This is a genomic window from Paenarthrobacter sp. Z7-10, from assembly GCF_026932795.1.
Classification (GTDB): domain Bacteria; phylum Actinomycetota; class Actinomycetes; order Actinomycetales; family Micrococcaceae; genus Arthrobacter_M.
Map to the genome: position 1 here is coordinate 14933 of NZ_JADPVH010000012.1, position 26930 is coordinate 41862.

At 64.5% G+C, this 26930-nt stretch carries 26 protein-coding genes and 2 pseudogenes; 9 read left to right on the plus strand and 19 right to left on the minus strand.

The window, feature by feature from the left end; translation table 11 throughout:
- Nucleotides 1-41: 41 nt before the first annotated feature.
- Nucleotides 42-2687 carry an aminopeptidase N gene (gene pepN, locus IV498_RS05495; protein WP_269045562.1) on the plus strand — a complete coding sequence of 882 codons (2646 nt, stop codon included), beginning with the start codon at nt 42-44 and terminating at the stop codon, nt 2685-2687.
- 22 nt (nt 2688-2709) lie between these two features.
- Here the strand turns inward: pepN and IV498_RS05500 are convergent, their stop codons facing one another.
- The 6 genes and pseudogenes from IV498_RS05500 to IV498_RS05525 form a co-directional block, all read right to left on the minus strand.
- Nucleotides 2710-3771 (minus strand): tellurite resistance/C4-dicarboxylate transporter family protein, encoded by a 1062-nt coding sequence (locus IV498_RS05500; protein WP_269045608.1) that lies wholly within the window; start codon nt 3769-3771, stop codon nt 2710-2712.
- A complete protein-coding gene (locus IV498_RS05505; RefSeq protein ID WP_269045563.1) occupies nt 3771-4832 on the minus strand; it encodes a lipoate--protein ligase family protein in 1062 nt (353 codons plus the stop codon). Before IV498_RS05505 ends, IV498_RS05500 begins: the two co-directional genes overlap by 1 nt.
- A gap of 80 nt (nt 4833-4912) precedes the next feature.
- Nucleotides 4913-5167: a type B 50S ribosomal protein L31 gene (locus tag IV498_RS05510; protein ID WP_269045564.1), complete on the minus strand. Its 255-nt coding sequence runs from the start codon at nt 5165-5167 to the stop codon at nt 4913-4915.
- A 170-nt stretch (nt 5168-5337) separates the two neighbouring features.
- A pseudogene (locus tag IV498_RS05515) lies at nt 5338-6145 on the minus strand (TrmH family RNA methyltransferase).
- The gene (locus IV498_RS05520; protein ID WP_269045565.1) at nt 6145-6930 is read right to left on the minus strand and encodes a sulfite exporter TauE/SafE family protein; all 786 of its coding nucleotides are present in this window, start codon (nt 6928-6930) and stop codon (nt 6145-6147) included. The pseudogene IV498_RS05515 and the gene IV498_RS05520 overlap by 1 nt, the downstream one beginning before the upstream one ends.
- Nucleotides 6931-6941: 11 nt before the next feature.
- The gene (locus IV498_RS05525; protein WP_269045566.1) at nt 6942-7727 is read right to left on the minus strand and encodes an ABC transporter ATP-binding protein; all 786 of its coding nucleotides are present in this window, start codon (nt 7725-7727) and stop codon (nt 6942-6944) included.
- 92 nt (nt 7728-7819) lie between these two features.
- Between IV498_RS05525 and serB the strand changes: the two genes are divergently transcribed.
- Nucleotides 7820-8755 (plus strand): phosphoserine phosphatase SerB, encoded by a 936-nt coding sequence (serB, locus tag IV498_RS05530; RefSeq protein WP_269045567.1) that lies wholly within the window; start codon nt 7820-7822, stop codon nt 8753-8755.
- A 116-nt stretch (nt 8756-8871) separates the two neighbouring features.
- Here the strand turns inward: serB and IV498_RS05535 are convergent, their stop codons facing one another.
- A complete protein-coding gene (locus IV498_RS05535; RefSeq protein ID WP_442951297.1) occupies nt 8872-9663 on the minus strand; it encodes an SDR family oxidoreductase in 792 nt (263 codons plus the stop codon).
- Nucleotides 9664-9762: 99 nt separating this feature from the next.
- Complete coding sequence (gene fabG / locus IV498_RS05540; protein ID WP_269045568.1) at nt 9763-10494, minus strand: 3-oxoacyl-ACP reductase FabG; 732 nt, start codon at nt 10492-10494, stop codon at nt 9763-9765.
- A 178-nt stretch (nt 10495-10672) separates the two neighbouring features.
- Between fabG and IV498_RS18835 the strand changes: the two genes are divergently transcribed.
- The 4 genes from IV498_RS18835 to IV498_RS05560 are packed head-to-tail and all read left to right on the plus strand — an operon-like array spanning nt 10673 to nt 12886.
- Complete coding sequence (locus tag IV498_RS18835) at nt 10673-11245, plus strand: DUF3099 domain-containing protein (protein WP_330059182.1); 573 nt, start codon at nt 10673-10675, stop codon at nt 11243-11245.
- Nucleotides 11242-11487, plus strand: coding sequence for a hypothetical protein (locus IV498_RS05550; protein WP_269045569.1), 246 nt, complete (start codon nt 11242-11244; stop codon nt 11485-11487). Before IV498_RS18835 ends, IV498_RS05550 begins: the two co-directional genes overlap by 4 nt.
- Before the next feature lie 9 nt (nt 11488-11496).
- The gene (locus IV498_RS05555; RefSeq protein ID WP_269045570.1) at nt 11497-12390 is read left to right on the plus strand and encodes an SURF1 family cytochrome oxidase biogenesis protein; all 894 of its coding nucleotides are present in this window, start codon (nt 11497-11499) and stop codon (nt 12388-12390) included.
- 28 nt (nt 12391-12418) lie between these two features.
- Nucleotides 12419-12886 carry a YbaK/EbsC family protein gene (locus tag IV498_RS05560; protein ID WP_269045571.1) on the plus strand — a complete coding sequence of 156 codons (468 nt, stop codon included), beginning with the start codon at nt 12419-12421 and terminating at the stop codon, nt 12884-12886.
- A 104-nt stretch (nt 12887-12990) separates the two neighbouring features.
- Here IV498_RS05560 and IV498_RS05565 read toward each other — a convergent pair whose 3' ends face one another.
- Complete coding sequence (locus tag IV498_RS05565) at nt 12991-14589, minus strand: ABC-F family ATP-binding cassette domain-containing protein (RefSeq protein ID WP_269045572.1); 1599 nt, start codon at nt 14587-14589, stop codon at nt 12991-12993.
- 300 nt (nt 14590-14889) lie between these two features.
- Here IV498_RS05565 and IV498_RS05570 point away from each other — a divergent pair, with 300 nt between their 5' ends.
- Genes IV498_RS05570 through IV498_RS05580 form a run of 3 tightly spaced genes read left to right on the plus strand, consistent with a single transcriptional unit; the run spans nt 14890 to nt 16920 of the window.
- Complete coding sequence (locus IV498_RS05570) at nt 14890-15543, plus strand: biotin transporter BioY (RefSeq protein ID WP_269045573.1); 654 nt, start codon at nt 14890-14892, stop codon at nt 15541-15543.
- A gap of 58 nt (nt 15544-15601) precedes the next feature.
- Entirely contained in the window at nt 15602-16297 is a 696-nt protein-coding gene (locus tag IV498_RS05575; protein ID WP_269045574.1) for an energy-coupling factor ABC transporter ATP-binding protein, read from the plus strand.
- Nucleotides 16297-16920, plus strand: a complete 624-nt coding sequence (locus IV498_RS05580) for an energy-coupling factor transporter transmembrane component T family protein (protein WP_269045575.1) — start codon at nt 16297-16299, stop codon at nt 16918-16920. Before IV498_RS05575 ends, IV498_RS05580 begins: the two co-directional genes overlap by 1 nt.
- Nucleotides 16921-17010: 90 nt before the next feature.
- Here IV498_RS05580 and IV498_RS05585 read toward each other — a convergent pair whose 3' ends face one another.
- From IV498_RS05585 to IV498_RS05625, 10 genes and pseudogenes are all read right to left on the minus strand, one after another.
- A complete protein-coding gene (locus IV498_RS05585; RefSeq protein ID WP_269045576.1) occupies nt 17011-18171 on the minus strand; it encodes a thiolase family protein in 1161 nt (386 codons plus the stop codon).
- Nucleotides 18152-19615 carry a class I adenylate-forming enzyme family protein gene (locus tag IV498_RS05590; protein ID WP_269045577.1) on the minus strand — a complete coding sequence of 488 codons (1464 nt, stop codon included), beginning with the start codon at nt 19613-19615 and terminating at the stop codon, nt 18152-18154. Before IV498_RS05590 ends, IV498_RS05585 begins: the two co-directional genes overlap by 20 nt.
- 110 nt (nt 19616-19725) lie before the next feature.
- Nucleotides 19726-20070, minus strand: a complete 345-nt coding sequence (locus IV498_RS05595) for a metal-sulfur cluster assembly factor (protein WP_269045578.1) — start codon at nt 20068-20070, stop codon at nt 19726-19728.
- Nucleotides 20071-20108: 38 nt separating this feature from the next.
- Nucleotides 20109-20876: a Fe-S cluster assembly ATPase SufC gene (gene sufC / locus IV498_RS05600; RefSeq protein WP_269045579.1), complete on the minus strand. Its 768-nt coding sequence runs from the start codon at nt 20874-20876 to the stop codon at nt 20109-20111.
- A gap of 18 nt (nt 20877-20894) precedes the next feature.
- A complete protein-coding gene (locus tag IV498_RS05605; protein WP_269045580.1) occupies nt 20895-21263 on the minus strand; it encodes a non-heme iron oxygenase ferredoxin subunit in 369 nt (122 codons plus the stop codon).
- A complete protein-coding gene (sufD, locus tag IV498_RS05610) occupies nt 21263-22486 on the minus strand; it encodes a Fe-S cluster assembly protein SufD (RefSeq protein ID WP_269045610.1) in 1224 nt (407 codons plus the stop codon). Before sufD ends, IV498_RS05605 begins: the two co-directional genes overlap by 1 nt.
- 116 nt (nt 22487-22602) lie before the next feature.
- Nucleotides 22603-24081 (minus strand): annotated as a pseudogene (gene sufB, locus IV498_RS05615) (Fe-S cluster assembly protein SufB).
- The gene (locus tag IV498_RS05620; RefSeq protein WP_269045581.1) at nt 24081-24869 is read right to left on the minus strand and encodes a helix-turn-helix transcriptional regulator; all 789 of its coding nucleotides are present in this window, start codon (nt 24867-24869) and stop codon (nt 24081-24083) included. Before IV498_RS05620 ends, sufB begins: the two are co-directional and overlap by 1 nt.
- Nucleotides 24870-24915: 46 nt before the next feature.
- Nucleotides 24916-25092 carry a hypothetical protein gene (locus IV498_RS18840; RefSeq protein ID WP_330059171.1) on the minus strand — a complete coding sequence of 59 codons (177 nt, stop codon included), beginning with the start codon at nt 25090-25092 and terminating at the stop codon, nt 24916-24918.
- On the minus strand, nt 25089-26894 hold the full coding sequence (locus IV498_RS05625; RefSeq protein ID WP_330059173.1) for a penicillin-binding transpeptidase domain-containing protein: 1806 nt from the start codon (nt 26892-26894) through the stop codon (nt 25089-25091). Before IV498_RS05625 ends, IV498_RS18840 begins: the two co-directional genes overlap by 4 nt.
- Between the last annotated feature and the right edge of the window lie 36 nt (nt 26895-26930).

The following is a 26930-nucleotide window of genomic DNA, read 5'->3' on the forward strand; positions in this document are numbered from 1 at the left end:
TGGAGCCCGCCCTTTCACCAGGGTCATGATTGAATGGCCGGGTGTCTAATGCCAACCTAAGCCGCGATGAAGCCCGCCGCCGATCTTCGCTGATCGACGTTCACAGCTACGACGTCTGGATCGACGTCCGCAGCGCTGAGAACCCAACTGCAGGAGGGTTTGGCAGCATCAGCGTTATCTCCTTCTCCGCCAGCGAGCCCGGGTCGGAGACTTTCCTGGACTTCATCGGCACGGAGGTCCATTCCGTGGTGCTCAACGGCCGGGACCTCCCAGCAGCCGAGGCCGTGGATGGAGCCCGGATCCGGCTGCTGAACCTGGAGCCGGAGAACTCCGTGACGGTCACCGCCACGGGACGATACTCCAACAGTGGTGAGGGGCTGCACCGTTTCGTTGACCCGGCGGATGGCCGAACCTACCTGTACACGCAGTTCGAGCCAGCCGATGCACGCCGTGTGTACGCAAACTTCGAACAGCCGGACCTCAAGGCACCTTTCACCTTCCACGTCAGCGCGCCATCCAGCTGGGAGGTCGCCTCGAACGGCTCCGTGGCTGCGGTAACCGAGCTTGCCGCTGCCGCTTCCGCGGATGACAACGACGGCACCCCCGTTCCGGCGTCCAGCCGGTGGGATTTCGCACCAACCAAACCGATTTCCACCTACATCACCAGCATCCTGGCAGGCCCGTACTTCAAGGTTGCGGACCATTGGAGCCATCCAGGCATGGGCCTGGAGATCCCGTTGGCCGCCTATTGCCGCCTTTCACTCGCGGAGCATTTCGACTCAGAGCAAATATTCGACCTGACCAAGAAGGGCCTCACGTTCTTCAACGAGCTCTTCGACTATCCCTACCCCTTCGGCAAATACGAGCAGGCTTTCGTGCCCGAATACAACCTGGGCGCAATGGAGAACCCGGGCCTGGTCACCTTCACTGAGTCCTACGTCTTCACCTCCCGGGCCACCAATACGCAGTACCAGCTGCGTGCCAACACGATCCTGCACGAAATGGCGCACATGTGGTTCGGGGATCTGGTCACAATGTCTTGGTGGGACGACCTGTGGCTGAAGGAATCCTTCGCCGACTTCATGGGTCACTTGGCGGTCGCGGAGATTACGGATTGGGCCGGCGGGTCATGGGTACTCTTCGCTAACCGCCGTAAGGCTTGGGCCTACCTGCAGGACCAGTTGCCCAGCACCCATCCCATCGTTGCTGACATCCGCGATCTGGAAGCGGCCAAGCAGAACTTCGACGGCATCACCTACGCCAAGGGAGCTTCCGTACTCAAACAACTGGTCGCCTATGTTGGCTTCAAGGCTTTCACGGCCGGGGCCAGGCAGTACTTCCGTGATCATGCGTACGGGAACACGTCGCTGCTGGATCTGCTGGGCGCTCTGTCAGTGGCTTCGGACCGGGATCTGAGCGAGTGGGCGCGGCATTGGCTGCAGACTTCGGGTATTTCGACGCTGACGGCGGAGCTGCTGGCCGACGACGGCGTCCTGACGCAGGTGAGTATTGTCCAGGACGCGGTGGATCCGGTCAGCGGGGCACAGCAGCCCCGTCCGCACCGGCTTCGCGTCGGCTTCTACGATTTCAGTCCTTCCGGAGCGCTGGAACGCAGCGCGATCAAAGAGCTTGATGTCAGCGGCGACCGAACCGAACTGGCGGAACTGGCTGGCTGGCGCCGGCCCGCACTGTTGCTGGTCAATGACGACGATCTCAGCTACGCGAAAATCCGCCTCGATCCGCACTCCGAACGCACGGTGCTCGCCAGTATGGACCGGCTGGCCAATCCGATGGCGAGGGCATTGTGCTGGTCGGCGTTGTGGAACTCGGCACGGGATGCGCTGCTGCCGGCGGCAGACTATGTTTCCGCCGTCGAACGCTTCGCCGGCAGCGAAACGGATGTCGGCGTGCTGGCCTCACTGCTGGCCAACGCCGAATACGCCATCGAGCACTACTGCGCCGAGGACCAGCGCCGCACAGCCCGCGAAAGCCTGCTCGACGCCGTCGTCGACCGGCTGCACACCGCGGCGCCTGGATCGGACCTGCAGCTGATTTGGGCCCGAGCCTTGGCCTCGCTGGGACGCCGGACGGACAGCCAGCACAGCCTGATTGCCGGGCTGCTCAGCGACGGCACAGTTGTGCCGGGGCTGAGCGTGGACTCCGAACTGCGCTGGAGTTTGTGGCAGGCGCTCGCCGCTGCCGGGTCGGCAACGGTCGCCGGGCTGGATGCCGAACTGGCAAGCGATAATACCGCCTCCGCGCGCGTCGGTCACAGGTGTGCCGTCAGCGCACGGCCGACGCCGCAGGTGAAGGCGGAAGCGTGGCGGGCGGCAGTGTACAGCGATGAGCTCTCCAACGAGCTGCTCACGGCTACCCTTGAAGGGTTTGGGCTCGGCCCGGCCGCGTTGCGCTCCGACTATGTGCAGCCCTATTTTGCGGCGATCGGCGCGGTCTGGGCGGATCGGAGCATCGAACTGTCTTCCAGGATTGTCCGCGGCCTGTTCCCCGGCCATCAGGACCTGGCTTCGGGGCGGGAACCGCGGGAGCACGCCGTCGTCGAACAGACGGATGCCTGGCTTGCCGCAAACACGCAGGCACCGGCAGCCCTGCGGCGGATCGTCATCGAACAACGCGACCACCTGATGCGGTCGCTGCGGGCGCAGCAGCGCTCAATGAGCCGAGGCTGAACTGGGGGCAGAGTCTGGCGCGTCAGCGGGATGAGTTGGCGCGCAGGCGGCCGATCGTCGAATGCACGAGGGCCACGACGACGGCGAGCCACGCCAGCGCGGCAATCCACGTCCCCACTTCGCCGATGTCAACCAACAGCGGCATCCGCGCGATGGCACCGAAGTGCAGGCTCGCCACCGAGTACATGCCCAGCGGGAACACGATGCTGAACAAGCCCAGTTCATAATGCAGCGGCTGGTGCTGCACAATGTGGCGCCAGACGCCGAAAGTCACCAGCAGCGGGATCCACCAGGCGCCGAAGGCCCAGAGGATAAAGGTGAGCCCTGAGACCAGGGGCAGCATGGCCCGAATGGCGGGCAGTTCCGCCGGGAGCGCCAGGATGGTGGCGCCGGCCAGCACCGTAATGGCTGTGGCACCCATGTAGATCCAGTAGGAAGGGTTGAGGCTCTTCGGATCGCCCGGCACGGTCAGCAGTTTCAGCGTAACGATGGTGGCCAGCATCAGATACAGCAGCACGCCGATTCCCCACAGCGCCACCGCAAGCGCTGCAAGCCCCTGACTGTCGAAGCCCCGGGCGAGGTTGGCGGACGCGGTGGCAAGGGACTGCGTGGCCACCACCCACAGAAACCAGCTGCCGTCCGCCTCGGCCACGGCGGAACCGGTCCGGGGGCGGAAAAACAGGCTGGCCGGCAGTCCATAGTTGAACAGCAGCCAGAGCGGAACGCTGATCAGGCCAAGCGCAATAGTTACAGCTGCTGCGGCCGGCGAGTAAAAGCGGACGCCGACAACGTTGAGGGCAGCGACGATGGTGAAAAGGCCGAACATCTTGGCCGGATCAGCAGCCTCGCGCATCGTCTCCGGCCGATACGCAATGAAGCGCCAGATTGCCGCGATGGACAGGAAAACGAGGGCGGTTGCCGCAATAACCAGCAAGGCCGCCGACTCGACCGGCGAGCCGATGTCCTGGAACGCCGTGGACACGATGCCGGTGGCCATGACGAAGGCGAACGACCCGGTTGGCAGGCTGCGGACCAGTCTGCCGACTGCCGATGGCCCCGCGCCGCCTGTGGCCGGGGCAGGCATCACGGAACCCGTTCCAGCCACTCGCGGGTGCCGAACTTGGTGCCGACCCGCACCCGCGCTTCGGCGAGCTCGTCAGTGCCAAGGGCCGTCGTCGTCGCCCCATAGCGCTGTGCAAACGTCTGGCTCATCCGCTCAATGATGTCCGCCCTAGACACTCCGGTCTGCCGGCGCAGCGGATCCACGCGTTTTTTCGCCGACTGGATGCCCTTGTCCGACAGCTTTTCCTTGCCGATGCGCAGGACCTGGACCATTTTGTCCGCGTCAATGTCGTAGGACATCGTGACATGGTGCAGCATGGCGCCATTGCTGAGCCGCTTCTGCGCAGCCCCGCCAATCTTTCCCTGCTCCGTGGCAATGTCGTTGAGCGGAACATAGAAGGCCTTGAGGCCCAACGACTCCAGCGCCGCCATCACCCATTCGTCCAGGAATGGGTAGGAGTCCGCGAAACTCATTCCATCCACGAGGGACTGGGGAAGGTACAGCGAGTACGTGATGCAGTTACCCGCCTCCATGAACATGGCCCCTCCCCCGCTGACCCGCCGCACCACATTGATCCCGAACCGGTCCACCCCGGCGGGATCCACCTCATTGCGCAGCGACTGGAAGCTGCCGATCACCACCGAGGGCTCCTTCCAGTCCCAAAAACGCAGGGTGGGATTCCGCCGCCCGGCACCGACCTCTTCGGCGAGTACCTCGTCCAGGGCCACATTGACCTGGGTGGGCAGAACCGACGGCGGAATGATTTCCCAGCGGTGATCGGACCAGCCGGTAGCCTTGGCCAGCGCCCGGCGCACCGCGACCGCCACTGCTTGGGCGGAGAATCCGAAAAGCACCACCCCGGGTGCCAGCGCGGCAGTGATGGCCTGCGCCAGCTGGGCAGCCGAAGCGTCGGCTTCCTGCCCGGTGAGCGCGGAATTTATGTCCGCCAGAGCCTCATCCGGTTCCAGGAAAAAGTCGCCGCTGATGGAGACATTGGCCAACCGGTCCGCGGCGAGGTCAAAATCGGCGACCACCAGCTTGCCGCCCTGAACTTTGTACTCGCCGTGGAATTGGGGTGCCATGCCTTTATCTTCCCAAAGCAAGAGGATCCGCACCAACTGGTGCGGATCCTCGAACTTGAAACTGGGTGCTGCGCGGCGTATTACTTCTTGCCGAAGCCCTTGAAGCGGGCGTTGAAGCGCTCGACGCGGCCGGCGCTGTCCATGATGCGCTGCTTGCCGGTGTAGAACGGGTGCGATTCCGAGGAGATTTCGACGTCGATGACGGGGTAGGTCTTGCCGTCTTCCCACTCAATGGTCTTGTCCGAGCCAACCGTGGAACGGGTCAGGAACTTGGTGCCTGAAGCCAGATCGTTGAACACGACGGCTTCATACTTCGGGTGGGTATCAGTCTTCACGGTTGTCGCCTTTGCGTAGTCGTCTGGATTTGGTCAGACGGAATTAAAATGTCGGGCCCGAACGGCACACTGATGTACTTCGTGCCGGGGACCAGCTGTTAATACTATCGTCCTTGGCCGGGTTATGCCTAACAGCGGTCACCGCGCCGGCTGCTGGGCTTTCCGACGCGTTATTGCAGCGGACGGCAGGCCCAGAATGCGACCGCGCTGGCGGCCGCTACGTTGAGCGAGTCCACGCCGCGCCGCATCGGAATTTTGACCGTGCAGTCCGCTGCGGCGAGGGTCTGCGCGCTGAGCCCCTCCCCCTCCGTGCCGAGAATCAGCGCCAGCCGCTCATGGCGGGCCTCGGCCAATTCCTGCAGCGGAATCGAATCCTGCGTCAGTGCCAGTGCCGCCGTCGTGAATCCGTAGTCATGCAGCACCGCCAGGGCCTGCGGCCAAACATCCAGCCGGGCCCACGGTATTTGGAATACCGTACCCATGCTGACCCGAATGCTGCGCCGGTACAACGGATCCCCACAGCGGGGGGTGACCAAAACCGCGTCCACGTCCAAGGCGGCGGCGGCGGCGGAAGATAGCGCCGAGATTGGTGTGATCGACTATGTCCTCCAGCACCGCGATGCGATGCGCTCCGGCCAGCAGCTCCGGTACGGACTGCACTGGCGGCCGCTGCATAGCGGCCAGCGCCCCGCGGTGCAGGTGGAACCCGGTGACCGCCTCCAGCACTCCCGGGGCTCCCACGAAGACCGGGATCTGCGGATAGGCAGCCAGCACATCCCCGAGTTCATCCATCCATTTGGGCGCTATGAAAAATGACCGCGGCCGGTGACCGGCGTCCAGGGCACGACGCAGTACCCGCGAACTTTCCGCGATGTACATGCCTTCCGCAGGTTCACGCACCTTGCGCAACTGCACGTCGGTCAGCTGCGTGTAATCAGAGACCCGGGGGTCGGCTGCATCGGTGAGTTCAATGATCATCAGGACGTCAGCAGCTTACCGACCATGAAGTACAGGGCCACGACGCCCAAGGTCACGATGACAAGCCGCAGAACCAGCGGAGAAAGCCGCCGGCCGATCCGGGAACCGACAAAGCCGCCGATCAGCGAACTAACCGCGATCAGGCCGACCACTGGCCAAATGATCTTGTCCACCGCAAATGTCAGGTAGGACACGGCAGCGATCAGGTTGACGGCCAGGGAGAGCACATTCTTCACGGCATTGGCGTTCTGCAGGGTGCCGGTCATGAAGATGCCCAGGATCCCAACCAGCAGGATGCCCTGCGCGGCCACGAAATACCCGCCGTACACACCGGCGAAGTAGACCAGCGCAATCATCAGCACCGTGTGCGAGCGGTGCGGGACGCCGTCGTTCGCTTCCGCCCGCCGCTTGACGTAGCGCTGCAGCCGCGGCTGCAGCAGCACCATGGCCAAGGCCAGCACGATCAGGAACGGCGCCACTACGCCGAACACGCTCTCGGGCAGATGCAGCAGCAGAAACGCGCCGGTGATACCGCCCAGCAGCGACGCAGGCAGCAGCCGGATCAGGTTGGAGCGCATGCCCACCAGCTCCTGCCGGTATCCCCAGACTCCCGCCGCGCCCCCGGCGATCAAACCCATCGCGTTGCTGACCGTGGCCTTGACCGGCGCGTAGCCCAACGCGATCAGGATCGGGAAGGTGACAAGCGTTCCCGAACCCACCACGGAATTGATCGTTCCGGCCCATAAGCCGCCCAGCAGAATGAAAACAGCGTGTAACGGCTCCACCGGCGGCGGCCCTATCGCCGGGCAGTTGCCGAATAGCGCCCGGCGGTCTGGGTAACGGTCAGGGGCAACCCAAAGGTGGCGCTGAGGTGGTCCTCGGTCAAAACGTCCGCGAGCGGGCCCTGTGCGACGACGGCGCCGTCCCGCAGCAGCAGGGCATGGGTGAATCCGGGCGGAACCTCCTCGAGGTGGTGCGTCACCAGTACGACGGCTGGAGCGTCCGGGTCCGCTGCCAGTTCGCTCAGGCGCAGGACCAGGTCCTCGCGGCCAGCCAGATCCAAACCTGCTCCGGGTTCGTCGAGCAGCAGCAGTTCAGGATCACTCATCAGGGCACGGGCTATCTGGACGCGCTTGCGCTCTCCCTCGCTCAGTGAGGCGAAGGTCCGATTCAGAAAGGTGGACATTCCCCAGGCCTCGAGCAGGTGGAAGGCACGGCGTTCATCATCGCGCTCATACTCCTCGCGCCAGCGGCCAGTCACTCCATAGGCGGCGGTAACCACAACATTGAGAACCTTCTCGTGCTCAGGGATCTGGTTGGCCAGCGCCGCTGACGCCAGGCCAATCCGCGGCCGCAGCTCAAAGACGTCGACCGCGCCCAGGACCTCCTCCAAAATTCCGGCAACTCCGGTGGTGGGGTGCATCCGGGCCGCGGCAATCTGCAGCAGCGTTGTCTTACCTGCACCATTCGGTCCCAGGATGACCCAACGCTCGCCCTCCTTGACCTGCCAGTCCACTTCAACCAGCAGCTTTTTCCTGCCGCGGATCACACTGACACCGGCCAATTCGAGAACATCACTCATAGCTCTAGACATTAGGGCAAATCCGCGCGGGAGCGCTAACTGCGGCTTGCGGCGGGGCCGACGGACGATGTGCGCTGGCTACACTGGATGCCATGCCTTTCAACTTTTCTGTGCTGAGCTATGGCCGAACGCTGCCCGCGGCTGCCTTGGATGAGGTCAGGTCCGCGGTCTCCGGAACCGGCGCGCGGCTCGTCGAGGAGCAGCTGGAACAGGGCCCGCAGTTCGCGGTGCACACCATCGGCGTGCAGCTGGATGCGGATCGGGCAGGGAGCGCGAAAGGTGCACTTTCCGCCCTTCGGGCCGTGTTGGCGGAGACGGCCCAGCGCCGCGCCGCCACCCATGGCGACCTGAGCGAAAAAGTGGATACCGCCGTCGTGCCCGCCTTGCTGCGCTCAGCACGCCGAAAGCTGATTGTGCTCGATGTCGATTCCACCCTGATCCAGCAGGAGGTGATTGAGCTGTTGGCCGCCCATGCCGGAGTTGCGGCCGAGGTGGCGGAGGTCACGGAGGCGGCCATGCGCGGCGAGCTCGACTTCGCACAGAGCCTGCATGCCCGGGTTGCAACCTTGGCCGGGCTACCGGAGTCCGTTCTGGCCGAGGTGGTTGGCCAGGTCAGGCTGACGGAGGGCGCGGACCGGCTGGTTGGGGAGGCCAGAGCCGCCGGCCATGTTGTTGCGGCGGTGTCGGGAGGCTTCAGTCGCATCCTGGCCCCGCTGGCGGCAGATTTGGGCTTGGATCACGCACTGGCAAACGATCTGGAGATCGTGGATGGCGTGCTCACGGGACGGGTGTCAGGGGCCGTAGTGGACCGTGCCGCCAAGGCTGCTGCGTTGCGGCGCTGGTGCGCCGAAGACGACATCTCCTTGGACCACACCATGGCCATAGGCGATGGTGCCAACGATTTGGACATGATGGCCATCGCCGGGCTGAGCGTGGCCTTTAACGCCAAACCGGCGGTCCGGGAAGCGGCCGACGCGCAGATTAACCTGCCCTATCTGGACATTGCCCTGCCGCTGGCCGGAATCTAAACCTTCCCGACGCGGGCGACAGCCGCCCATCCTGCAACCAACTCTCGCCCGCCGTCGTCCTGCCTGCAACCAACCGTCCTGCTGGTCAGCAGGACGGCTATTTGCCGGCAGGACAGTTATTGGGCCGCGAGGTAGTCGGCGCCGCCGACATACTCGGTGTGACCCGTTTCGACCTCAGCCGTCGCCATTTTCGCCACCTCGGCCGCAAACTCCTGCACCGAATACAACTTTCCGGCCTCGGACCGGCGCGCCTCGATTGCCCCCGGATTCGCCCGATCCAGCAGAGTGGCAGTAACAGTCCCCTCGATCATGTCTCCGGAGACAACCACCAATGAAATCCCCAGGCTGCTCAGATTCGGCACCAGTTCGCGCAGGGCGTCTTCACCTGCCCGCTTGCTCCTGGCCACAGGCTCGTACTCGGGCATGGTGGGGACCGTGTCAATGAAATGGGCTTGATGGCTGGTAACGAAAATGACCCGGGAGCCCTCAGGCATCAGCGGGACCGCTGAGTTGAGCATATTGACCTGGGCATCGCGGTTGAGTTTCAGGGCATAGTTTTCCTCCACGCCCGCTTCCATACCGCCGGAGGCGTTGAGCACCAGGAGGTCAAGCGAGCCAAAGTTTTCCATTGCCGCGCTGACCAGCGACTGGACGCCCTCCTGAGTGGTCAGGTCCGCACCAACCGCAACTGCGCGGCCGCCCGCGGACTCTATCCCGGCAACAACCTTCTCGGCGCGCGGCGCCTTTTGACGGTAATTGACCACCACAGCGGCACCCTCCGCCGCCAGCAACTTAGCTACTTCGGCACCTATCCCGCGGGAGGAACCCGTCACAATCGCTGTCTTACCCTGCAGTGTCTTGCCCTCAAACTCGCCCATCGCAAACTCCTGTCCTAAAGTCCTGCTCATTCAAATACTCACGTTGTGGCACGTCCGGCAGACGGCAAGCCGGGAAGCCGCATCCAGTAAGCCGGGAAGCGGCCTCCCCCGGTCCAACCTGGACTTGCTTCAGTGCCCCATGCCCAGACCGCCATCGACCGGAATAACCGCGCCCGAGATATAGGCTGCCTCGTCACTGGCTATCCAGCGCACCACCTTAGCCACCTCATCCGCCTCGGCAAAACGGCCCACCGGAATGGAGGCCAGATAAGTCTTCTGCGTTTCGGCTGGCAGTTCCGCTGTCATATCCGTACTGACGAATCCGGGTGCGACCACATTAGCGGTGATACCCCGAGACCCTAGTTCCCTTGTCAGCGAGCGGGCAATACCCACCAATCCTGCCTTTGACGCCGCGTAGTTGACCTGCCCCGGCGCGCCGTACAGGCCTGAGACCGAGGAGATAAGCACCACGCGCCCCTTTCGCAGCTTCATCATGCCGCGGCAGGCACGCTTAATCACCCGAAAGGATCCCGTGAGATTCGTGTCTATTACGGAGCTGAAATCGTCTTCAGTCATCCGCATCAGCAGCGTGTCTTTGGTAATTCCAGCATTGGCCACCAGAACCTGAACGGGTCCGTGCGCCGCCTCCACCGCAGAGAACGCGGCATCGATGCTCTGTTCGTCGGTGACGTCGGCCTGGACGCCCAGGATTCCGTCCGGCAAGGTCGTTTCACTGCGGTAGGTCACTGCGACCTTGTCGCCGTTGGCGAGGAACGCCTTGGCAATCGCCAAGCCGATGCCCCGGTTGCCCCCTGTCACCAGGACGCTGCGCCCCGTACTTTCCGCTGGCTGTTCCGCCATTATTCCTACCTCCGTGATCGTTCCCGCAATGAATCCTATCTGCCATTCGTTGGAGCAGCTGTGTGCAACTGTCCTGCTTCCGGGCCTCCGGAACGGTCCCGGGACTAACTCGAAGTCCGACCGCGGCTTTTGGAACTGCAGTTGCCGGTGAGAGAATGGAAGAGGCCTTGGGAGCGTGATGAACAGAAAAACAGCAGCACATCCGGCCGGGAAGGCCGGCAGCGGCTCAGCCGGCTCCGAAAATATCCACAATATTACCGATGCCCGCACCGGACAGACCGATGATATGCACCGGCGCATGGTCAAATATGCGTTGGCCATGGGCATCCGACTCGTCTGTCTGCTCCTGATCTTCGTCCTCGACGGCTGGCTCAAACTTATCGCCGTCGCCGGCGCCGTCTTCCTGCCGTGGATCGCCGTTGTCATCGCCAACGGCGGCAGCGATACGGTCAATGAACACTCCGCTGCCCTACTGGATTCAGCACCCCTGGCTGAGCTGGAAAGCCTTCCCTATCCGGCACCGGCCGACAGCGGCGGCAATGGCAGCAGCGGCAATGATAGCGACGGACGAGATGGATACGCGCACTCCCCGACGGTGCGCGGTGAAGTGGTCGACGACGACGACGACCTTGCAGGCACGGGCGGGAGGACCGCCCACAACGGCGGCAGACCGGACGACGAAGCCGACGGCGGCAGGACGATGCATAACGACGGCGGCAGGCAACCGGGCAACGACGACGGCCAGCCATGAATCTGCTGGATATGCTCGGTGCCGGGACGCCCGAAGCGGCCACGATCTGCTCGCGGAAGGCGTGCCGCGGCGCTGCCACCACCCAACTCTTATGGAACAACCCTAAAATCCATTCACCGGACCGGCGTAAGATTTGGCTGGCCTGTGACGAACACGCGTCATGGTTGGAGGACTACCTGCGCACGCGTGGACTGTGGCGGCAAACGGTGCCGCTGGGCTCGATTGACGGAACTGAGGAATAGCAGCTGAGGATGTATAAGTTTCTCTTTACCGGCAAGTGGATGGGCTATCTGCTGCTGGCTGCCGTTTTCGCGACCGCCTGCGTAGGTCTTGGGCGCTGGCAATTTGACCGGCGGACCGAGGTGGTCAACAACATCAACAAGATCAAGAACAATTACAGCGCTGCGCCCTTGGACATCGCCCAGGCGCGCGGGCAGTTCCAAACGCTGAATCCGGCGATGGAATGGACACCCGTGTCCCTGCGCGGAATCTACGACACAGCTGACCAGCGTGTGGTGCGGAACCGCCCGCTGAATGGACACCCCGGCTACGAAGTCGTAGTCCCGCTCAAACTCGTCAGCGGGGATACCGTGATTATCGACCGCGGCTGGCTGCCCATTGGCAACCGGGAAGGCGGTCACCCGGACACGGTGCCGCAGCCGGTGTCCGGGCCTGTCACCGTCGTCGCGCGTTTACGGCCGTCGGAACCTCAGGTCAACCGGGGCGCTCCCGCCGGACAGCTGGCCTCGATCGACTTGGAGAACTATGCCAAGGAACTCGGATATCCGATCCTGACAGGCGCCTACGGCGAACTGGCAACCGAATCCCCTGCCGCAGCGGTCAATCCGACGGGTTTTGCCATGCCGTCCATCGATGAGGGATCGCATTTGAGTTACGCCATGCAGTGGTTCGCCTTCGGCGTGCTTGCCTTCGTAGGGTACGGGTATGCGGCGCGGCAACAGGTTCGGGCGGATCAGATGGCGGCCGAGGACGGAGTCGAAGAGTCCGAGGAGATCTACGGCCGCGGATCAAAGTTTCAGCCCCGGCGCAAGCCGCTTCCCCGCCGGGTAAGACGGAACGGAAAACCGCGGCGAGCCACGGCGGAAGAAACCGAGGATGCGCTGCTGGACGCCCAAGGGTTCTGATACCCGCCCCGGGGTCTAGACTGCTTGGGTGTTTGTTGAGCCAGTCCAGAATGTCAGAAATGCCCTGACCACCGCAGGCGCCCCGGATACCGTCACCGTGTTCGAGGACAGCGTCCCGACGGCTTCCGCCGCTGCCGAAGTCCTGCAGTGCGAGGTCGGTGCCATCGCCAACAGCCTGATTTTCGACCTTGACGGCAAACCCCTGCTGATCCTGGCCAGCGGAGCCGCGAAGGTGAACGTCAATCTGGTCACCGCGCTCTTGGGCGCCGGAAAAATCCGGCGTGCCAGCCCCGGTTTTGTGCACCAGCACACCGGGCAGCAGGTGGGAGGTGTAGCTCCGGTGGGCCACCCGGAAAAGATCGAGACTATCCTGGACACCTCCCTTGAGCAGTATCCGCTTTTGTGGGCCGGGGCAGGGGACCACAACGCCATGTTCTCCATCAGCTACGAGGAACTGCAGCGAATCACGGACGCGCGGTCCATGCGCGTCCGTTAGCTCCTGGATTACCGGCACGCTTAGGGACCGGGCTGGTCCGCGACCTAGAGCGCACGGGTTACCGGCCCTCAACGGGGAACTGGACGGGGCACCGTTGCCCGGGACTAGGCGAGCGTAATCAGATCCAGGTAGTCGTCGTTCCAGTGGTCTTCGATCCCGTCCGGCAGCAGCACCACGCGCTCCGGGTTGAGGGCGGAGACCGCACCGTCATCGTGACTGACAAGCACGACGGCGCCATTGTAGTTGCGCAGGGCACCGAGGATTTCGGCGCGGCTGGCGGCGTCCAGGTTGTTCGTGGGCTCGTCGAGGAGCAGCACGTTGGCCGACGACGCGACGATCGTGGCTAGGGCAAGGCGGGTTTTTTCACCACCGGAGAGCACCCCGGCCGGCTTGTTGACGTCATCGCCGGAGAAGAGGAACGATCCCAAAATGCCGCGCACTTCCGCATCCTGCATGTCCCCGGCGGCACTGCGCATGTTCTCCAGCACGGTCCGGCTGGTGTCCAGGGTGTCATGCTCCTGGGCGTAGTAACCCACCTTCAGTCCATGCCCGGGCGTGACGGAACCCGTGTCGGGTGAGTCCACCCCGGCCAGCATTCGCAGCAGCGTCGTCTTTCCCGCACCGTTGAGGCCAAGGATCACCACCTTGGAACCCCTGTCGATGGCCAGGTCCACGTCAGTGAAGATTTCCAGCGATCCATAGGACTTACTCAAACCCTCGGCCGTCAGCGGAGTCTTTCCGCAGGGAGCCGGTTCCGGGAAACGCAGGGCTGCCACCCGGTCCTGGGCACGAACCTCCTGCAGATCCCCCAACAGCCGCTGGGCGCGCTTGGCCATATTCTGCGCGGCAACGGCCTTGGATGCCTTGGCCCGCATTTTGTTGGCTTGGTCCATCAGGACGCCGGCCTTCTTTTCTGCATTGGCACGTTCGCGTTTGCGGGCGCGTTCATCCGTTTCACGCTGTTCCAGGTATTTCTTCCAGCCCAGGTTGTACTGGTCGATCGTGGCACGGTTGGCGTCAAGGTTGTAGACCTTGTTCACCGTCGCTTCCAGCAGATCCACGTCGTGGCTGATGACAATCAGCCCACCCTTGTGATCCTTGAGGAAATCGCGGAGCCAGGCGATCGAATCCGCGTCCAGGTGGTTGGTGGGCTCGTCAAGGAGCATGGTTTCGGCACCGGAAAAAAGGATGCGGGCCAATTCGACCCGACGGCGTTGGCCACCGGAGAGGGTCTTCAGCGGCTGGTTCAGGATCCGGTCCGGCAGAGCCAGGTTGGACGAAATGGCCGCCGCTTCCGCTTCAGCCGCGTATCCGCCGTTGCTCAGAAATTCGTGTTCGACCCGGTCGTAGCGTGCCATCGCCTTGGCCTGAACCGCTGGATCCTCGCTGGCCATGTCCATTTCCGTGGCCCTGAGTTTGGTGATCACGGTGTCAAGGTTCCGGGCGGAAAGGATGCGGTCCCGGGCCAATTGCTCCATGTCCGGGGTCCGCGGATCCTGCGGAAGGTAACCAATCTCACCCGAGCGGGTCACTTTTCCAGCGGCCGGAAGCCCTTCACCGGCCAACACGCGGGTCAGGGTTGTCTTACCTGCACCGTTTCGGCCCACCAACCCGATCTTGTCCCCCTTGTCGATCCGGAAGGACACTTCGTCCATGAGCAGCCGCGCACCGGCGCGTAACTCAAGGTCTTGGACGATAATCAAGGTAGTAACCTTTCACAGAACGGATGCAGAATTACAGGCATGGGCCTATCCAGTCTACCGGTGCTGAGGCTTCAGCTTTTTGCCCGGTCTTAGTGCATCAGCGCCAATGCTTCCCGCAGCGCCAGGCGGTAACGTCTTTAGTTAATGGTCACTAACCCAAAGCGGGTTTGCAGGTGGCCGGAACATCTGTCCGTCGTCGTCGCATCAACCCGCCCGCAGCGCGCTGCCGGGTGCCACACCGAAAGCAGGCCCATGAGCCATCCACATCCGAAGCCGCCAAGTTCCCGCCGGACGCCGGCCATGACGCAGGAACTCGCCCCAGCCTCCCGGACAGCAGCGCCGAAGCTCCGGCAAAACGGCACCGCGCTCGGCCGCGGCGGGGCGCACGCCTCGCGGCCGCGCTGGAACGCCGGCGATCTGGCCCTGATCGCGGTCTTTGCCGCACTGCTGGCCGCCTCGATTGCCGTTCCCGGGATCCCGGTTGGACCCCTCGGTGTTCCCATCACCCTGCAGACCTTGGCCGTGACCCTGTGCGGCCTGGTCCTGGGCTTTGGCCGCGGCACCGCCGCCGTCGGGCTCTACGTGCTGCTGGGCCTGGTGGGCCTGCCCATCTTCAGCGGCTTCCGTGCCGGTCCGGCGATTCTGGCGGGACCGTCCGCCGGGTACATCATCGGCTTCATCTTCGGCGCAGCCGTCGTCGGCGCGCTGGCACCCTGGGCTCTGCGGCGCCGCGGCCGGGCCGGCTGGCTGTTCGCCGCAGCCACCGTCGGCATGCTGGTGGTACACGGTTTGGGGGTACTGGGTTTTATGGCAAAAGGAATGGGCTATTGGCCGGCTGTGCTGGCGGATGCCGCCTACTATCCGGGAGACATCATAAAGAACGTGCTCGCGGTGGCGGTGGCGCTGAGCCTGCACCGGGCCTTTCCCGACGTCCTGCTGCGCCGCCGGAGGTGAGCCAGGAGTCGGGGCGGTTGGTGGATAGGGAATCAGCGGCGGCAGACAGCAGCCTGATATGAACCGGATCCAGCTTGACGCCGCCTCCGTACTGCTGCCGGCCGCGGATGGCACGGACCGGCAAATTCTGCGCCCTACCACTCTCGACCTCACCGAGCAGCGGATCGCCGTGATAGGCGCCAACGGTTCGGGCAAATCCACGCTGCTGCGGCTGGTCAACGGCCTGCTGCTGCCCAGCGCGGGAACCGTCACGGTCAACGGCCTGGACACCGCCCGCGATGGGCGCGCCGTGCGCCGGCAGGTTGGCTTCGTCTTCACCGATCCGCTCTCACAGCTGGTCATGCCCACGCCGCTGGAGGACCTTGAACTCTCGCTGCGCCGCCTGTATCCCTCGGGTTCGAAACGGCGAACCGCAGCCATGGACATCCTCGACGGTTTCGGCCTTGCTCCGTTGGCGCAGAACAGCATTTACGAACTCTCCGGCGGCGAGCGGCAGCTGGTGGCCCTCGCGTCCGTCCTTGCGGTCCGGCCCGGCGTTTTGGTGCTGGATGAGCCGTCCACACTTCTTGATCTGCGCAACACCCGCCTGCTGCGCGAGCGGCTGGCCGGGTTGCCGCAGCAGCTGCTCATTTCCACCCACGATCTGGAGCTGGCCCAGGATTGCACGCGGGCGCTGGTGATCGGCGACGGCGGCGTCGTCTTTGACGGCCCTCCCGCCGACGCGGTGGCACGCTATCACCAGCTGGCCCGCTGATGCGCGGCCACGCCCACCTTATCGCCGCCTACCACCCCGGCAACTCTGTGGTCCACCGCGCTCCGCTCCGGCTCAAAGCAGCGTTCCTGCTGGTCGTCGCCGTGGTCTGCTTCGCCGGCGCTGGTCCCTTCGCCGCCAGCGGTGCCCTGACCGCCGTCGTCGTGCTGCACTTTGCCGCGCAGCTGCCGGCCGCCCGGCTCTGGAAGCCGATCCGGCTAATGCTCGTGTTTCTGCTGCTGATCGGCGCCTATCAGTTCTGGCAGTCCGGTCCGCTCACGGCCTGGCGGATCCTCGCCGGCATTCTCGCCACGGTGCTGGCGGCCAATATTCTTACCGCGACCACGCCGGTGGACCGGCTGCTGGACGGGCTGGCGCGGCTGGTGGCACCGTTGCGCAGGTTCGGCGCCGATCCGGAGCGCTTTGCCCTCACCGTCTCGCTGATGCTGCGCAGCATCCCATTCATTATTGGTGCCTTCGACGACGTCCGGGACGCCGCCCGGGCACGCGGGCTGGAACGGAACCTGCGGGCCCGCACACTGCCGGTGATGATCTGCACCGTGGCCTACGCCCGGCAGACCGGCGAGGCACTGGCGGCCCGCGGACTGGGCGAAGCCGAAGAGTAGACCGGCGGATCGGTTCTGGTCAATGAGCTTGCCGTCGCGCTGAGCAGGACGGTAATTTGCTCAGCGGCGCCCGGTGCCGAGTGAGCAGGTTCAGATTTGTTCCCAGCGGAAAAGGGTGGAAATGCCCATCCCGCCGGCGATGCTGACCATGCCCAGCGCCGTTTGCCCCGGAAGGGAACCTGAGCGGGCCTGCGCGAAGAGCCGGGTGACCAGGACGGCTCCGGACGCACCGTATGGATGGCCCAGCGCCAGTGCGCCACCCTGCGCATTGATCCGTCCGGGGTCGATCCCCAGCAGATCCAGCACCGCCAGCACTTGGGCAGCAAACGCCTCATTGAATTCGATCAGGCCAATGTCCTCCAGCCGCTCTCCGGTCCGGCGCAGCAACTCCCGCGTTGACGACTCGGCACCGACGCCAAGGTAAGCAGGCTCATTGCCGCTGACCGCGCTGTCCACAAAGGCCAGCGCCTCCTGCGCTCCCAGCTGCCGGGCCTTGGCCCGGCTGGTGACGACAACGGCGCAGGCACCATCGCTGTAGGGGCAGGAGTTTCCCGCGGTCACGGTACCGCCGGGCACGAAGGCTGCCGGAAAACGGGCCAGCAGCTCCGGTGTCAGGGACGGGCGCGGTCCCTGGTCGGCGGCCAGCTGGGGCAGCTCCACCAGTTCGGTCCTGAAGGCTTGCCCGGAGCGGGCGGCCACTGCCAGTCGGTGACTCCGCAGCGCGAACTGATCCTGCCGGTCCCGGCTGATGCCGTAGCGGACAGCGACGTTTTCCGCGGCAGTGCCGACGTCGGTGTCACCGAGCCAAAGAGGGGCAAACTGGGCCCGGTCATAAAAGTCCAATGAGCCGTCCGGCAGGCGATGTGCCCGGGCCGGTGCGGTACTGATGCTCTCCACACCGCCGGCCAGGTAGGCATCTCCGGCTCCCGCCGCCACAAGCCTGGCGGCCAGCACGATCGCTTCAAGTCCGGAACCGCATTGCCGGTCCACCGTAAGGCCGGGCACGCCCACCGGCAGACCGGCCGTGAGTGATGCAAGCCGGGCGACATTTCCGCCACCGCCCACGGCGTTGCCCATGATCACATCGCTGACCTGTCCATCCTGAAGTCCTGTGTCCAGCAGGACCTGGCGCAGCACCGGAGCCAGCAGGTCATGGGCGGGCACGCCCCGAAAGGCTCCGCCGGCGCGGCCGATAGCCGTCCGGCGCGCGGCAATGATTACCGGCTCCCGATCAGCTGAGGCGGCGGACACGAGGATCCTTCTGGCTGATCCAATCGGCCAGCAGGCTGCGGCTGACCTTTCCGCCGGGGGTCAGGGGCAACTCACTGAGCGCAAAGTAGGCACCAGGGCGCTTATAGTCCGGCAGTGCCACCCTCGCCTCGGCACGCAGTGTGGTGGCCGTCGGACCAAAACCGGCCGCGGTGGCGGGCAGGACAGCCGCGGCAATCTTGTGCCCTCGGGCTCCATCCGGCAATCCTGCCACTACGGCGGCGGCCACGCCGGGAACATCCAGCAGTGCCAGTTCCACTTCGTGTGGGTAAACGTTATGGCCTGCCGTGACCATCATGTCCGAACGCCTGCCGAGCATATGCAGCACGCCGTCCGGCGCCAGGAAGCCCTGGTCCCCTACCGTGCACCAGTCGCCCTCGCGGCTGAAGGCCAGTCCGTCGTCGCCCCACAAATAGCCGCCGCTGACCAGATCACTGCGCGCATGGATGGTGCCCGGCTCCGAACAAGCCAGCTCCGCTCCATCGCTGCCGCGAATACTCAGCTGCACTCCGGGGAAGGCAGGTCCGACGGCGGTACCCGTTCGTTGGTCAGGTGCCCCCGGATCGAGCCGGGCCGCGGCCAGGAATCCCAGCTCCGAGGCGCCGTAGTATTCAAAAATGGTGGCGTTAGGGGCCCATCGCCTGGCCGCCGCCAGCGTGTGGGCATCCAATCTAGCGCCGGCACTGATGATGGACCTGATGCCCGCACCTTGGGGCGCGGCAGCACTGGGTGCGGCCGTATGGGGTGTGTTCGCCAGGTTCCCGCGTTCGGCAATCATCCGCAGCATGGCCGGTGCCACCACCAAGCGGGTGACGCCGTACCCGGAAATGCATCTGAAAACCTCAGCCAGGTCGAAGGCCGGGAGTGTAACAAAGGGTGCGCCCGCATACAGGCACTCCGCCAGGGCATACAAATTCAGGCTGGCTGAAAGCGGACCTGGTGCCAGCGTGACATCGTCCTGAGCCAGGCCGAAATAGTCGATGCTGCGATCAAAGGAAACCTGCCACGAACCCCTGCTCCGGCTGAACCCCTTCGGCACGGCGCTGGTGCCGGACGTCAAGCCGACCAGGAAGGTTGACGCCGCCGGACCATCTTCGAGGAAACCCAGGTCCGGGCCCCCGATAGCTGGTTCCTCCGCACTCCAGTCCGCGGCAGCCAGTCGCTGCTGGACAGCCACACGCTGAGCCGCAGGCCATTGCGGGTTCAGCACAGCACACCGTCGCTTGCCTGCGACGGCAGCCGTAAACCCTGCCACCAGCTCAACGGAATTGAGCTGACACAACGCGGTGACGCAGTCCGTTCCCGGAAGCATCCCCGTCGCCAGCGCCACCAGCTCCGCATAGGACAGCCGGCTCCCGCCCACGCCGACGGCCAACCGGTCGGGGTGCTCCCGAGCCCAGCGCTGCAGTCGGTCCAGAAATGGCATCGGGGTCAAGCCTAGGCGATTCTCCGTCCCGGCCCACAGCTTCCTGCCTGTGTGTCGCCAGGGCGCGGACCCGGCCAGCGATATGCTGACCCTGTCCGTCGTCGAACTGCCTAGATATTGAAGCCCAGCGCCCGCATCTGGTCGCGGCCGTCGTCCGTGATTTTCTCCGGACCCCACGGCGGCATCCACACCCAGTTAATCCGCCAGGCGTCCACCATGTCCGTGATGGCGGCCTCCACCTGCTCCTCGATCACGTCCTGCAGCGGGCAGGCCGCCGTGGTCAGGGTCATGTCCAGCAGCAGGGCTCCGTCCTCCGCGTAGCGCAGTCCGTACAGCAGACCGAGGTCCACTACGTTCACGCCGAGCTCGGGGTCAATGACGTCTTTGAGCGCCTCTTCGAGGTCCTCGAGATTTGCCTGCGCTCCGGCGGCCTGGCTCGTATCGATATCAGTCATGATTCCTTCTTAGGCTCTCTGGAATGCCTGTGGCCTTCTTATGCCTGTGCGGCGACGGTGGGGAGGAAGCGGTCGTAGCCTTCGTCCTCAAGACGGTCGGCGAGTTCCGGGCCGCCCTCCTCGGCGATCCGGCCGTCCACGAAAACATGGACGAAGTCCGGACGGATGTAGCGCAGGATCCGGGTGTAGTGCGTGATCAGCACAGTGCCCAAGTTTCCGCCCTCACTGGCGCGGTTGACACCTTCGGAAACCACCTTGAGTGCGTCGACGTCCAGGCCGGAGTCGGTCTCGTCCAGGATGGCGAACTTCGGCCCGAAGAGCTCCAGCTGGAGGATTTCGTGGCGCTTCTTTTCGCCGCCGGAGAAGCCTTCATTGACGTTGCGCTCAGCGAACTCCGGCTCAATCCGCAGCTCGGCCATAGCCGCCTTGACGTCCTTCGTCCAGGTCCGCAGTTTCGGGGCGGTGCCGTCGATGGCGGTCTTGGCGGTGCGCAGGAAGTTGGTCATCGTGACACCGGGGATTTCCACCGGATACTGCATGGCCAGGAAAACACCGGCACGGGCACGCTGGTCCACGCTCATCTTGAGCACATCTTCGCCGTCGAGAGTGATCGATCCGCTGTCCACGAGGTAGCGCGGGTGCCCGGCGATGGTGGACGCCAGCGTGGACTTGCCGGAGCCGTTGGGGCCCATGATGGCGTGCGTCTCACCGGTGTTGATGGTCAGGCTGACGCCCTTGAGGATGGGCTTGCGGCCCTGCTCCGTCTCGATACTGACGTGCAGATCCTTGATTTCGAGAGTAGACATACCCTATTTTCTCCTTGTTTAAGCTTCAAGTTCCGGGGTGTGGACCCCGTTCAGAATTTTTGTTACGTCCACGTAGACGTTGCCGGCGTCGATGCTCAGTGCAAAGACCGGAACCGGTTCGTACGCGGGCAGCGTCAGCGGCTCGCCGGTGCGCAGGTCGAAGGAGCTGCCGTGAGCCCAACATTCAATCGTGCTGCCCTCCACATCCCCCTCGCTGAGCGAGATTTCGGCGTGCGAGCAGGTGTCCCCAATGGCGTGCAGGGTTCCCTCGGAGTCCTTCACAATGGCCACCGGATAGTCGTCGATCTCAATCCGCAGCGCGCTTTTGAGCTCCACGTCTTCGACCCTGCAGACCAGCTCACCCGAGGGCTCCGCGGACGCCGACATTAGAGGGCCCCAGCTTTCAGTTCGCGCTCCACGGCGTCGCGAAGACGCTCCTCCAAAGCGGGTACCTTGATCTGCTGGATGATTTCGTTCAGGAAGCCGCGGACCACCAGCCGTCGGGCCACATCTTCCGGAATGCCGCGGGTCTGCAGGTAAAACAGCTGCTCATCATCGAATCGTCCGGTCGCGCTGGCATGGCCGGCGCCCAGGATCAGCCCGGTTTCGATCTCAAGGTTCGGCACAGAATCTGCACGCGCGCCCTGGGTCAAAATCAGGTTGCGGTTCATTTCGTAGGTGTCGGTGCCTTCGGCTTCCTTGCGGATCAGCACGTCCCCGACCCAGACCGAGTGCGCGTCCTGGCCCTGCAGTGCGCCCTTGTAGGTGACACGGGATTTACAGTTCGGCACGGCATGGTCCACGAACAGCCGCTGCTCGAAATGCTGCCCCGCGTCCGCAAAATACAGACCGTACATTTCCACGTCGCCACCGGGTCCGGCAAAGCGCGCGGACGGAGTGATGCGCACCAAGTCACCGCCGAGGTTGATCACGACATGCTTGATTTTCGCGTCGCGGCCCACCTTGATCTGCTGCGAACTGGCGTGCACGGCTCCATCGGCCCAATCCTGGATGCTGACCACCGTCAGCCGGGCGCCGTCGTCGACGACGATTTCGACATTTTCGGAGACGACGGCGGAGCCGCGATGGTCCAGCACGACGACGGCGCTGGAGTTCCGCTCGGCGTGCACCAGCAGGTGGCTGGCTGCGGGCGCCGTCCCCGCGCCGGTGAGCGTCAGGGTAGTGACCTGATCCTCACTGTCGGCCACGAAGTCGGCCGGGATGGTGACGACCGTCGCCTCGGTAAAGGCCTCCCAGGCGGCAGCGGAAACCCGATCCTCGGGAATACCAGCGGTTCCGATGCGTCCGTCGCTGCGGTCCACGCTCTGCACGCGGACGTCGTCGGGCTTGGATACCTCGATAACCGGAGCCGCACCGTTGAGTGTGACCTTGTCCAGTCCGCGCAGGCGCTTGAGCGGCGTAAACCGCCAGTCCTCCTCACGGCCCGTAATCGCCAGGAAATCCGCGGTGTGGTAGCTGGTCAGCCGGCCGGCGCGCGAGCTGTCGGGAATCCCGGCACCCCCGCCATGGCTGTGGGCTTTGGCCGAGGCACCGGCCAGCGGCGATCCCGCTGGATTGATCTCGGAGAGCTGCTCGCCCTCCTCGTTCATGCCGGCAATCCGTCGGACGTCACTGGCGCGCCCGGTGCCCGGCGTACCGGTGTCCCCGGTCTTCGCGGCGTCGGTTTCCCGGGCCAAAGTTTCCTCGGTAAGTTCAGCGTTCGTCATTAACCGACGGCCCCTTCCATCTGCAGTTCGATCAGGCGGTTGAGCTCCAGCGCGTACTCCATCGGGAGCTCGCGGGCAATAGGCTCAATGAACCCGCGGACAATCATCGCCATGGCTTCGTCCTCGGGCATGCCGCGGGACATCAGATAGAACAGCTGCTCCTCGCTGACGCGCGAAACCGTGGCCTCATGTCCCATGGTCACATCGTCTTCGCGGACGTCGACATACGGGTACGTGTCCGAGCGCGAGATGGTGTCCACCAGCAGTGCATCGCAGCGGACGGTGTTGGCGGAGTGGGTGGCACCCTCGCGGATCTGCACCAGGCCACGGTAGGCGGACCGTCCCCCACCGCGGGCCACCGATTTGGAGATAATGGAGGACTGCGTGTTGGGCGCGATGTGGACCATCTTGGAACCGGTGTCCTGGTGCTGGCCCTCACCGGCGAAGGCAATGGACAGCGTTTCGCCCTTGGCGTGCTCGCCCACCAGGTATACCGCCGGGTACTTCATGGTGACCTTCGAGCCAATGTTGCCGTCAACCCATTCCATCGTGGCTCCCTCGTGCGCAATGGCACGCTTGGTGACCAGGTTGTACACATTGTTCGACCAGTTCTGGATCGTGGTGTAGCGCACGCGGGCGCCCTTCTTCACCACGATTTCGACGACGGCGGAGTGCAGCGAGTCCGAGGTGTAGATCGGCGCGGTGCAGCCCTCGATGTAATGAACGTAGCTCTCCTCGTCCGCAATGATCAGGGTGCGCTCGAACTGCCCCATGTTCTCGGTGTTGATGCGAAAGTAAGCCTGCAGCGGAATCTCCACGTGCACGCCCTTGGGGACCTAGACGAAGGAGCCGCCGGACCACACCGCCGTGTTCAGGGACGCGAACTTGTTGTCCCCGACCGGAATGATCGTACCGAAGTACTCCTGGAAAATCTCCGGATGCTCGCGCAGGGCTGTATCCGTGTCCAGGAAGATGACGCCCTGGCGCTCCAGATCCTCGCGGAGCTGGTGATAAACCACCTCAGACTCATACTGTGCCGCGACACCGGAGACCAGACGGCCGCGCTCGGCTTCCGGGATACCAAGCTTTTCGTAGGTGTTCCGGATGTCCTCCGGCAGGTCCTCCCACGATTTCGCCTGCTTCTCGGTGGACCGCACGAAATACTTAATGTTGTCGAAGTCAATGCCGGAGAGGTCGGCTCCCCACGTGGGCATGGGCTTGCGGTCGAAGTACTTCAGGCCCTTCAGGCGCAGGTTTAGCATCCACTCCGGCTCGCCCTTCTTGGCCGAAATGTCGCGTACCACTTCCTCGCTGAGGCCGCGCCGGGCGTTAGCTCCGGCATCGTTCTTGTCCGACCAACCGAAGGCATAGTTACCAATGCCTTCAAGCTCCGGGTTCTTTTCCAGAATGTCGGAGATGGTGGTGTCAGGGACGACTGTGTCGCCAATGCCAATATCCTGTGCTAGCTGATCCGTCATCATGGCCTTTCTTGCTGATGGTTGGACACATCGGTTTCCGTCGAAGCGCCCGCTTCCACTGTAATGGTGGCTGCGGCCGTCCGGCCGGTTGGTATGTGGGTGGTACAGACGTGGCCGCCGCGGGCCAGAGTGGACAGGCGGCGTACGTCAACCCCGAGCAGGCGCGAAAAGACTTTCGTCTCGGCCGCGCAGAACTGCGGAAACTCCGCCGCCAGTTCCTGGACCGGGCAGTGCCCTTGGCACAGCTGCTCGGCGGACATGGCCGGCGCGCTGTGCACCGCAGCTGCTGAAGCTGCGAAACCATCGGCGTTCAGCGCCGCCGCGAGTGCACCGGCACGGGCTGCCACATCGGAACCTGCCTGTTGGACGATCGGCAAATAGCGGCGTTCCATCTTTTCAAAACGCTGTGCCGCGAACGCCTCGATCGCCGCGCTCCCGCCCGTGGCCGAGAGCTGCTCCAATGCCGTGCGGGCAATGTCCAGATAGTCATCGCCCAGCTCGGACTGACCGCGTTTGGAGAGCACATACCGCCTCGCCGGGCGACCGGCTCCGGCGGGCGCCGCCGAGGTTCGCTTAATCTCGATGACACCGTTCCTGGCCAGCGTGTCCAGATGCCGGCGCACTGCCGCCGGCGTCAGCTTCAGCAGCACACCCAATTGGGCCGCGCTGACCGGACCGTGCTCCAGCACCGCCGCGCGCACCCGGTCCCGGGTCCGCTCGTCGTTCTCCGCCCCGCCCGCGACGGCGCACGGAGCAGCGTCGGGAAACTGAGAGGTCATGGAATACATAACACAAGTATGACGTAATCTAGTCCCGCCCACCAGTAAGGCGGGCCTACCCGGCGGCCCCGGTCAGGAAGGCCGTCAGCAATGGGCCGCCGCTGACGGCGCCGTAATCACCGTCCTCGACAAAGACCGACACCGCCAGGTCGCCCTGCGCGGCAATGATCCATGCATGGGTTTTAAGCGGCGGGGTCGTGCCATATTCGGCAGTTCCGGTCTTGGCGATCACCGGGGCCCCGGGAATGTCAGCCAGGAAGCCCGGCCCGCATGGCCACTGGTGACCACGCCGCGCATCATCTCCCGCAGTGCCGCGGTTTCAGCCTTGGTCAGCGGGGGCACGTCCTGGGCGGCGGCACTGGCAGCGGCTGCGGCGGTGCTGCCATCCGTGGGCGTACCGCTGTCCGTGCTGCCCTCCGATACTCCCACTGTCGGCAGGACGAGTCTGGGCGACACCCGGGAGCCGTGAGCCACCGAGGCGGCCACCGTGGCAATGGCCAAGGGCGACACCAGCACCTTGCCCTGACCGATCATCGATGCAGCATGGTCGGTCCCGCCCGCCGAGGAAGGAACGGAGCCGAAGAACGCAGGGGCCCCCAGCTGCGGATCGACGCCGAGTCCCAGCGAGGCGGCGGCACTGCTCAAGTCGCTCTGCGACGCCACCGCTGCGCTTGAAATAAAAGCCGTGTTGCAGGAGTGGGCAAAGGCCTCGCGCAGCGGAATCTGCCCCAGGTGCTCCGGCGGATAGGAATTGGCGTTCTTGAACGATTTGCCGTCCACCGTGACCGTGGGCGTGCATTTTTTGATCGAGTCCGGGGTCTCGCCGTGCCGCAGCAGGGCCAGCGAAGTGGCCACCTTGAAGGTCGACCCAGGAGCATACTGCCCCATCAGGGCCGTGTTGTAGCCGTTGCTGCCGGGGCTGCTGGCCGCAGCCAGCACGCCGCCGGTGGAGGGCCTGATGGCCACGATGGCGGCTGGACCCATCTCGTCCTTGAGTATGCTTTCCGCCAGTTTCTGCAGGTTCATATTCAAGGACGTTTTCAGCGCGGCACCCGGCTTTGGGCTGACTTCGAAGAGAGTCTCGGAAGCAGAGGCGGCAGCATCAGCCGCAGCGGCGGGATCGGCAGACACCTTGGTGATCTGCACCCCCGGCGTGCCACGCAACTGCTGGTCGTACTGCTGGGAGAGCCCGGACAGTCCGGTCATCTGCCCGGACTGGAGTTTTCCACCGGATTTTGCGATCAGCTCCGCCGTCGCCGGCCCGACGGTACCCAACACGGGGCGGGCAAAGCTTCGGGTCGGGGCCAGCGGCAGCGAGTCCTTGATCCCCAGGGCACCGGGGATGGCGCTGATTTCACTGTCGGTAACGGAGCGCGAGACGTCGTCGCGGATCACCAGCGCCTCAACGAAGGCCGACGCGCCGGCGGAGGCAACCTGACTGGCGTAGGCGTCCGGATCGAGACCCACCAGGGCCGCCAGTGCCTTCGCGGAAACGGCCTGGGCCGCGGCCTTGACGTGGGTTTTGTCGATCCCCACCCGGATCACCGGCAGTTGCGTCATGAGTACCTTGCCGCCGTCCCCCAAGATGTCTGCGCGCCGGGGAACTGTGGCGGTTTCAGCCAGTTTCTCGCCGTCCCTGAGCCCCGGTACCAGCAACTGCGGCGTCCAGGCCACGCTCCAGGTGCCGTCCTTTTTGGCCATGGCCGCCGTCGTGGCATAAGTCCATGGAGCCGCGCTCAGATTCCAGCTCACCTTCAGCGACGCGGTGGCAGTGTCGCCGTGGACGTCCACCGCCGATACGCTGACCACTGGTTTGATTGGCTGCAGTGCTTTGGTGATGACCTTCAGGTCGCTGGTGGCCGCAGCGGCGTCCCCGCCGCTGAACGTAACCGAGTTCATCTGCAGCGCACTCAGCCCTGACGCCAACTCTGCCGCCGCCTGGCGGGCACCTGCCTTGCCGTCGTCGCACCCCGAAAGCGACGCGGCGAGCAGGAAAAGCACGAGACCAGCCGCCGACTTCTGAATTTTCCCCATTGAGCCATTATGTTCCCTTCCGCCCGGCGGTCGGCC

Bases quoted from the DNA above. Each gene is read 5' to 3' on its own strand.
- IV498_RS05580 (WP_269045575.1), top strand. From the start codon at position 16,297: ATGCGCGGCCACGCCCACCTTATCGCCGCCTACCACCCCGGCAACTCT.
- fabG (WP_269045568.1), bottom strand. From the start codon at position 10,494: ATGGCGGAACAGCCAGCGGAAAGTACGGGGCGCAGCGTCCTGGTGACA.
- IV498_RS05525 (WP_269045566.1), bottom strand. From the start codon at position 7,727: ATGAGTGATGTTCTCGAATTGGCCGGTGTCAGTGTGATCCGCGGCAGG.
- IV498_RS05620 (WP_269045581.1), bottom strand. From the start codon at position 24,869: ATGTATTCCATGACCTCTCAGTTTCCCGACGCTGCTCCGTGCGCCGTC.
- IV498_RS05575 (WP_269045574.1), top strand. From the start codon at position 15,602: ATGAACCGGATCCAGCTTGACGCCGCCTCCGTACTGCTGCCGGCCGCG.
- IV498_RS05505 (WP_269045563.1), bottom strand. From the start codon at position 4,832: ATGGCACCCCAATTCCACGGCGAGTACAAAGTTCAGGGCGGCAAGCTG.
- IV498_RS05500 (WP_269045608.1), bottom strand. From the start codon at position 3,771: ATGCCTGCCCCGGCCACAGGCGGCGCGGGGCCATCGGCAGTCGGCAGA.
- IV498_RS05570 (WP_269045573.1), top strand. From the start codon at position 14,890: ATGACGCAGGAACTCGCCCCAGCCTCCCGGACAGCAGCGCCGAAGCTC.
- IV498_RS05625 (WP_330059173.1), bottom strand. From the start codon at position 26,894: ATGGGGAAAATTCAGAAGTCGGCGGCTGGTCTCGTGCTTTTCCTGCTC.
- serB (WP_269045567.1), top strand. From the start codon at position 7,820: ATGCCTTTCAACTTTTCTGTGCTGAGCTATGGCCGAACGCTGCCCGCG.
- IV498_RS05590 (WP_269045577.1), bottom strand. From the start codon at position 19,615: ATGCCATTTCTGGACCGACTGCAGCGCTGGGCTCGGGAGCACCCCGAC.
- IV498_RS05555 (WP_269045570.1), top strand. From the start codon at position 11,497: ATGTATAAGTTTCTCTTTACCGGCAAGTGGATGGGCTATCTGCTGCTG.
- IV498_RS05550 (WP_269045569.1), top strand. From the start codon at position 11,242: ATGAATCTGCTGGATATGCTCGGTGCCGGGACGCCCGAAGCGGCCACG.
- IV498_RS05605 (WP_269045580.1), bottom strand. From the start codon at position 21,263: ATGTCGGCGTCCGCGGAGCCCTCGGGTGAGCTGGTCTGCAGGGTCGAA.
- IV498_RS18835 (WP_330059182.1), top strand. From the start codon at position 10,673: ATGAACAGAAAAACAGCAGCACATCCGGCCGGGAAGGCCGGCAGCGGC.
- sufD (WP_269045610.1), bottom strand. From the start codon at position 22,486: ATGAACGAGGAGGGCGAGCAGCTCTCCGAGATCAATCCAGCGGGATCG.
- IV498_RS05595 (WP_269045578.1), bottom strand. From the start codon at position 20,070: ATGACTGATATCGATACGAGCCAGGCCGCCGGAGCGCAGGCAAATCTC.
- IV498_RS05535 (WP_442951297.1), bottom strand. From the start codon at position 9,663: ATGAGCAGGACTTTAGGACAGGAGTTTGCGATGGGCGAGTTTGAGGGC.
- sufC (WP_269045579.1), bottom strand. From the start codon at position 20,876: ATGTCTACTCTCGAAATCAAGGATCTGCACGTCAGTATCGAGACGGAG.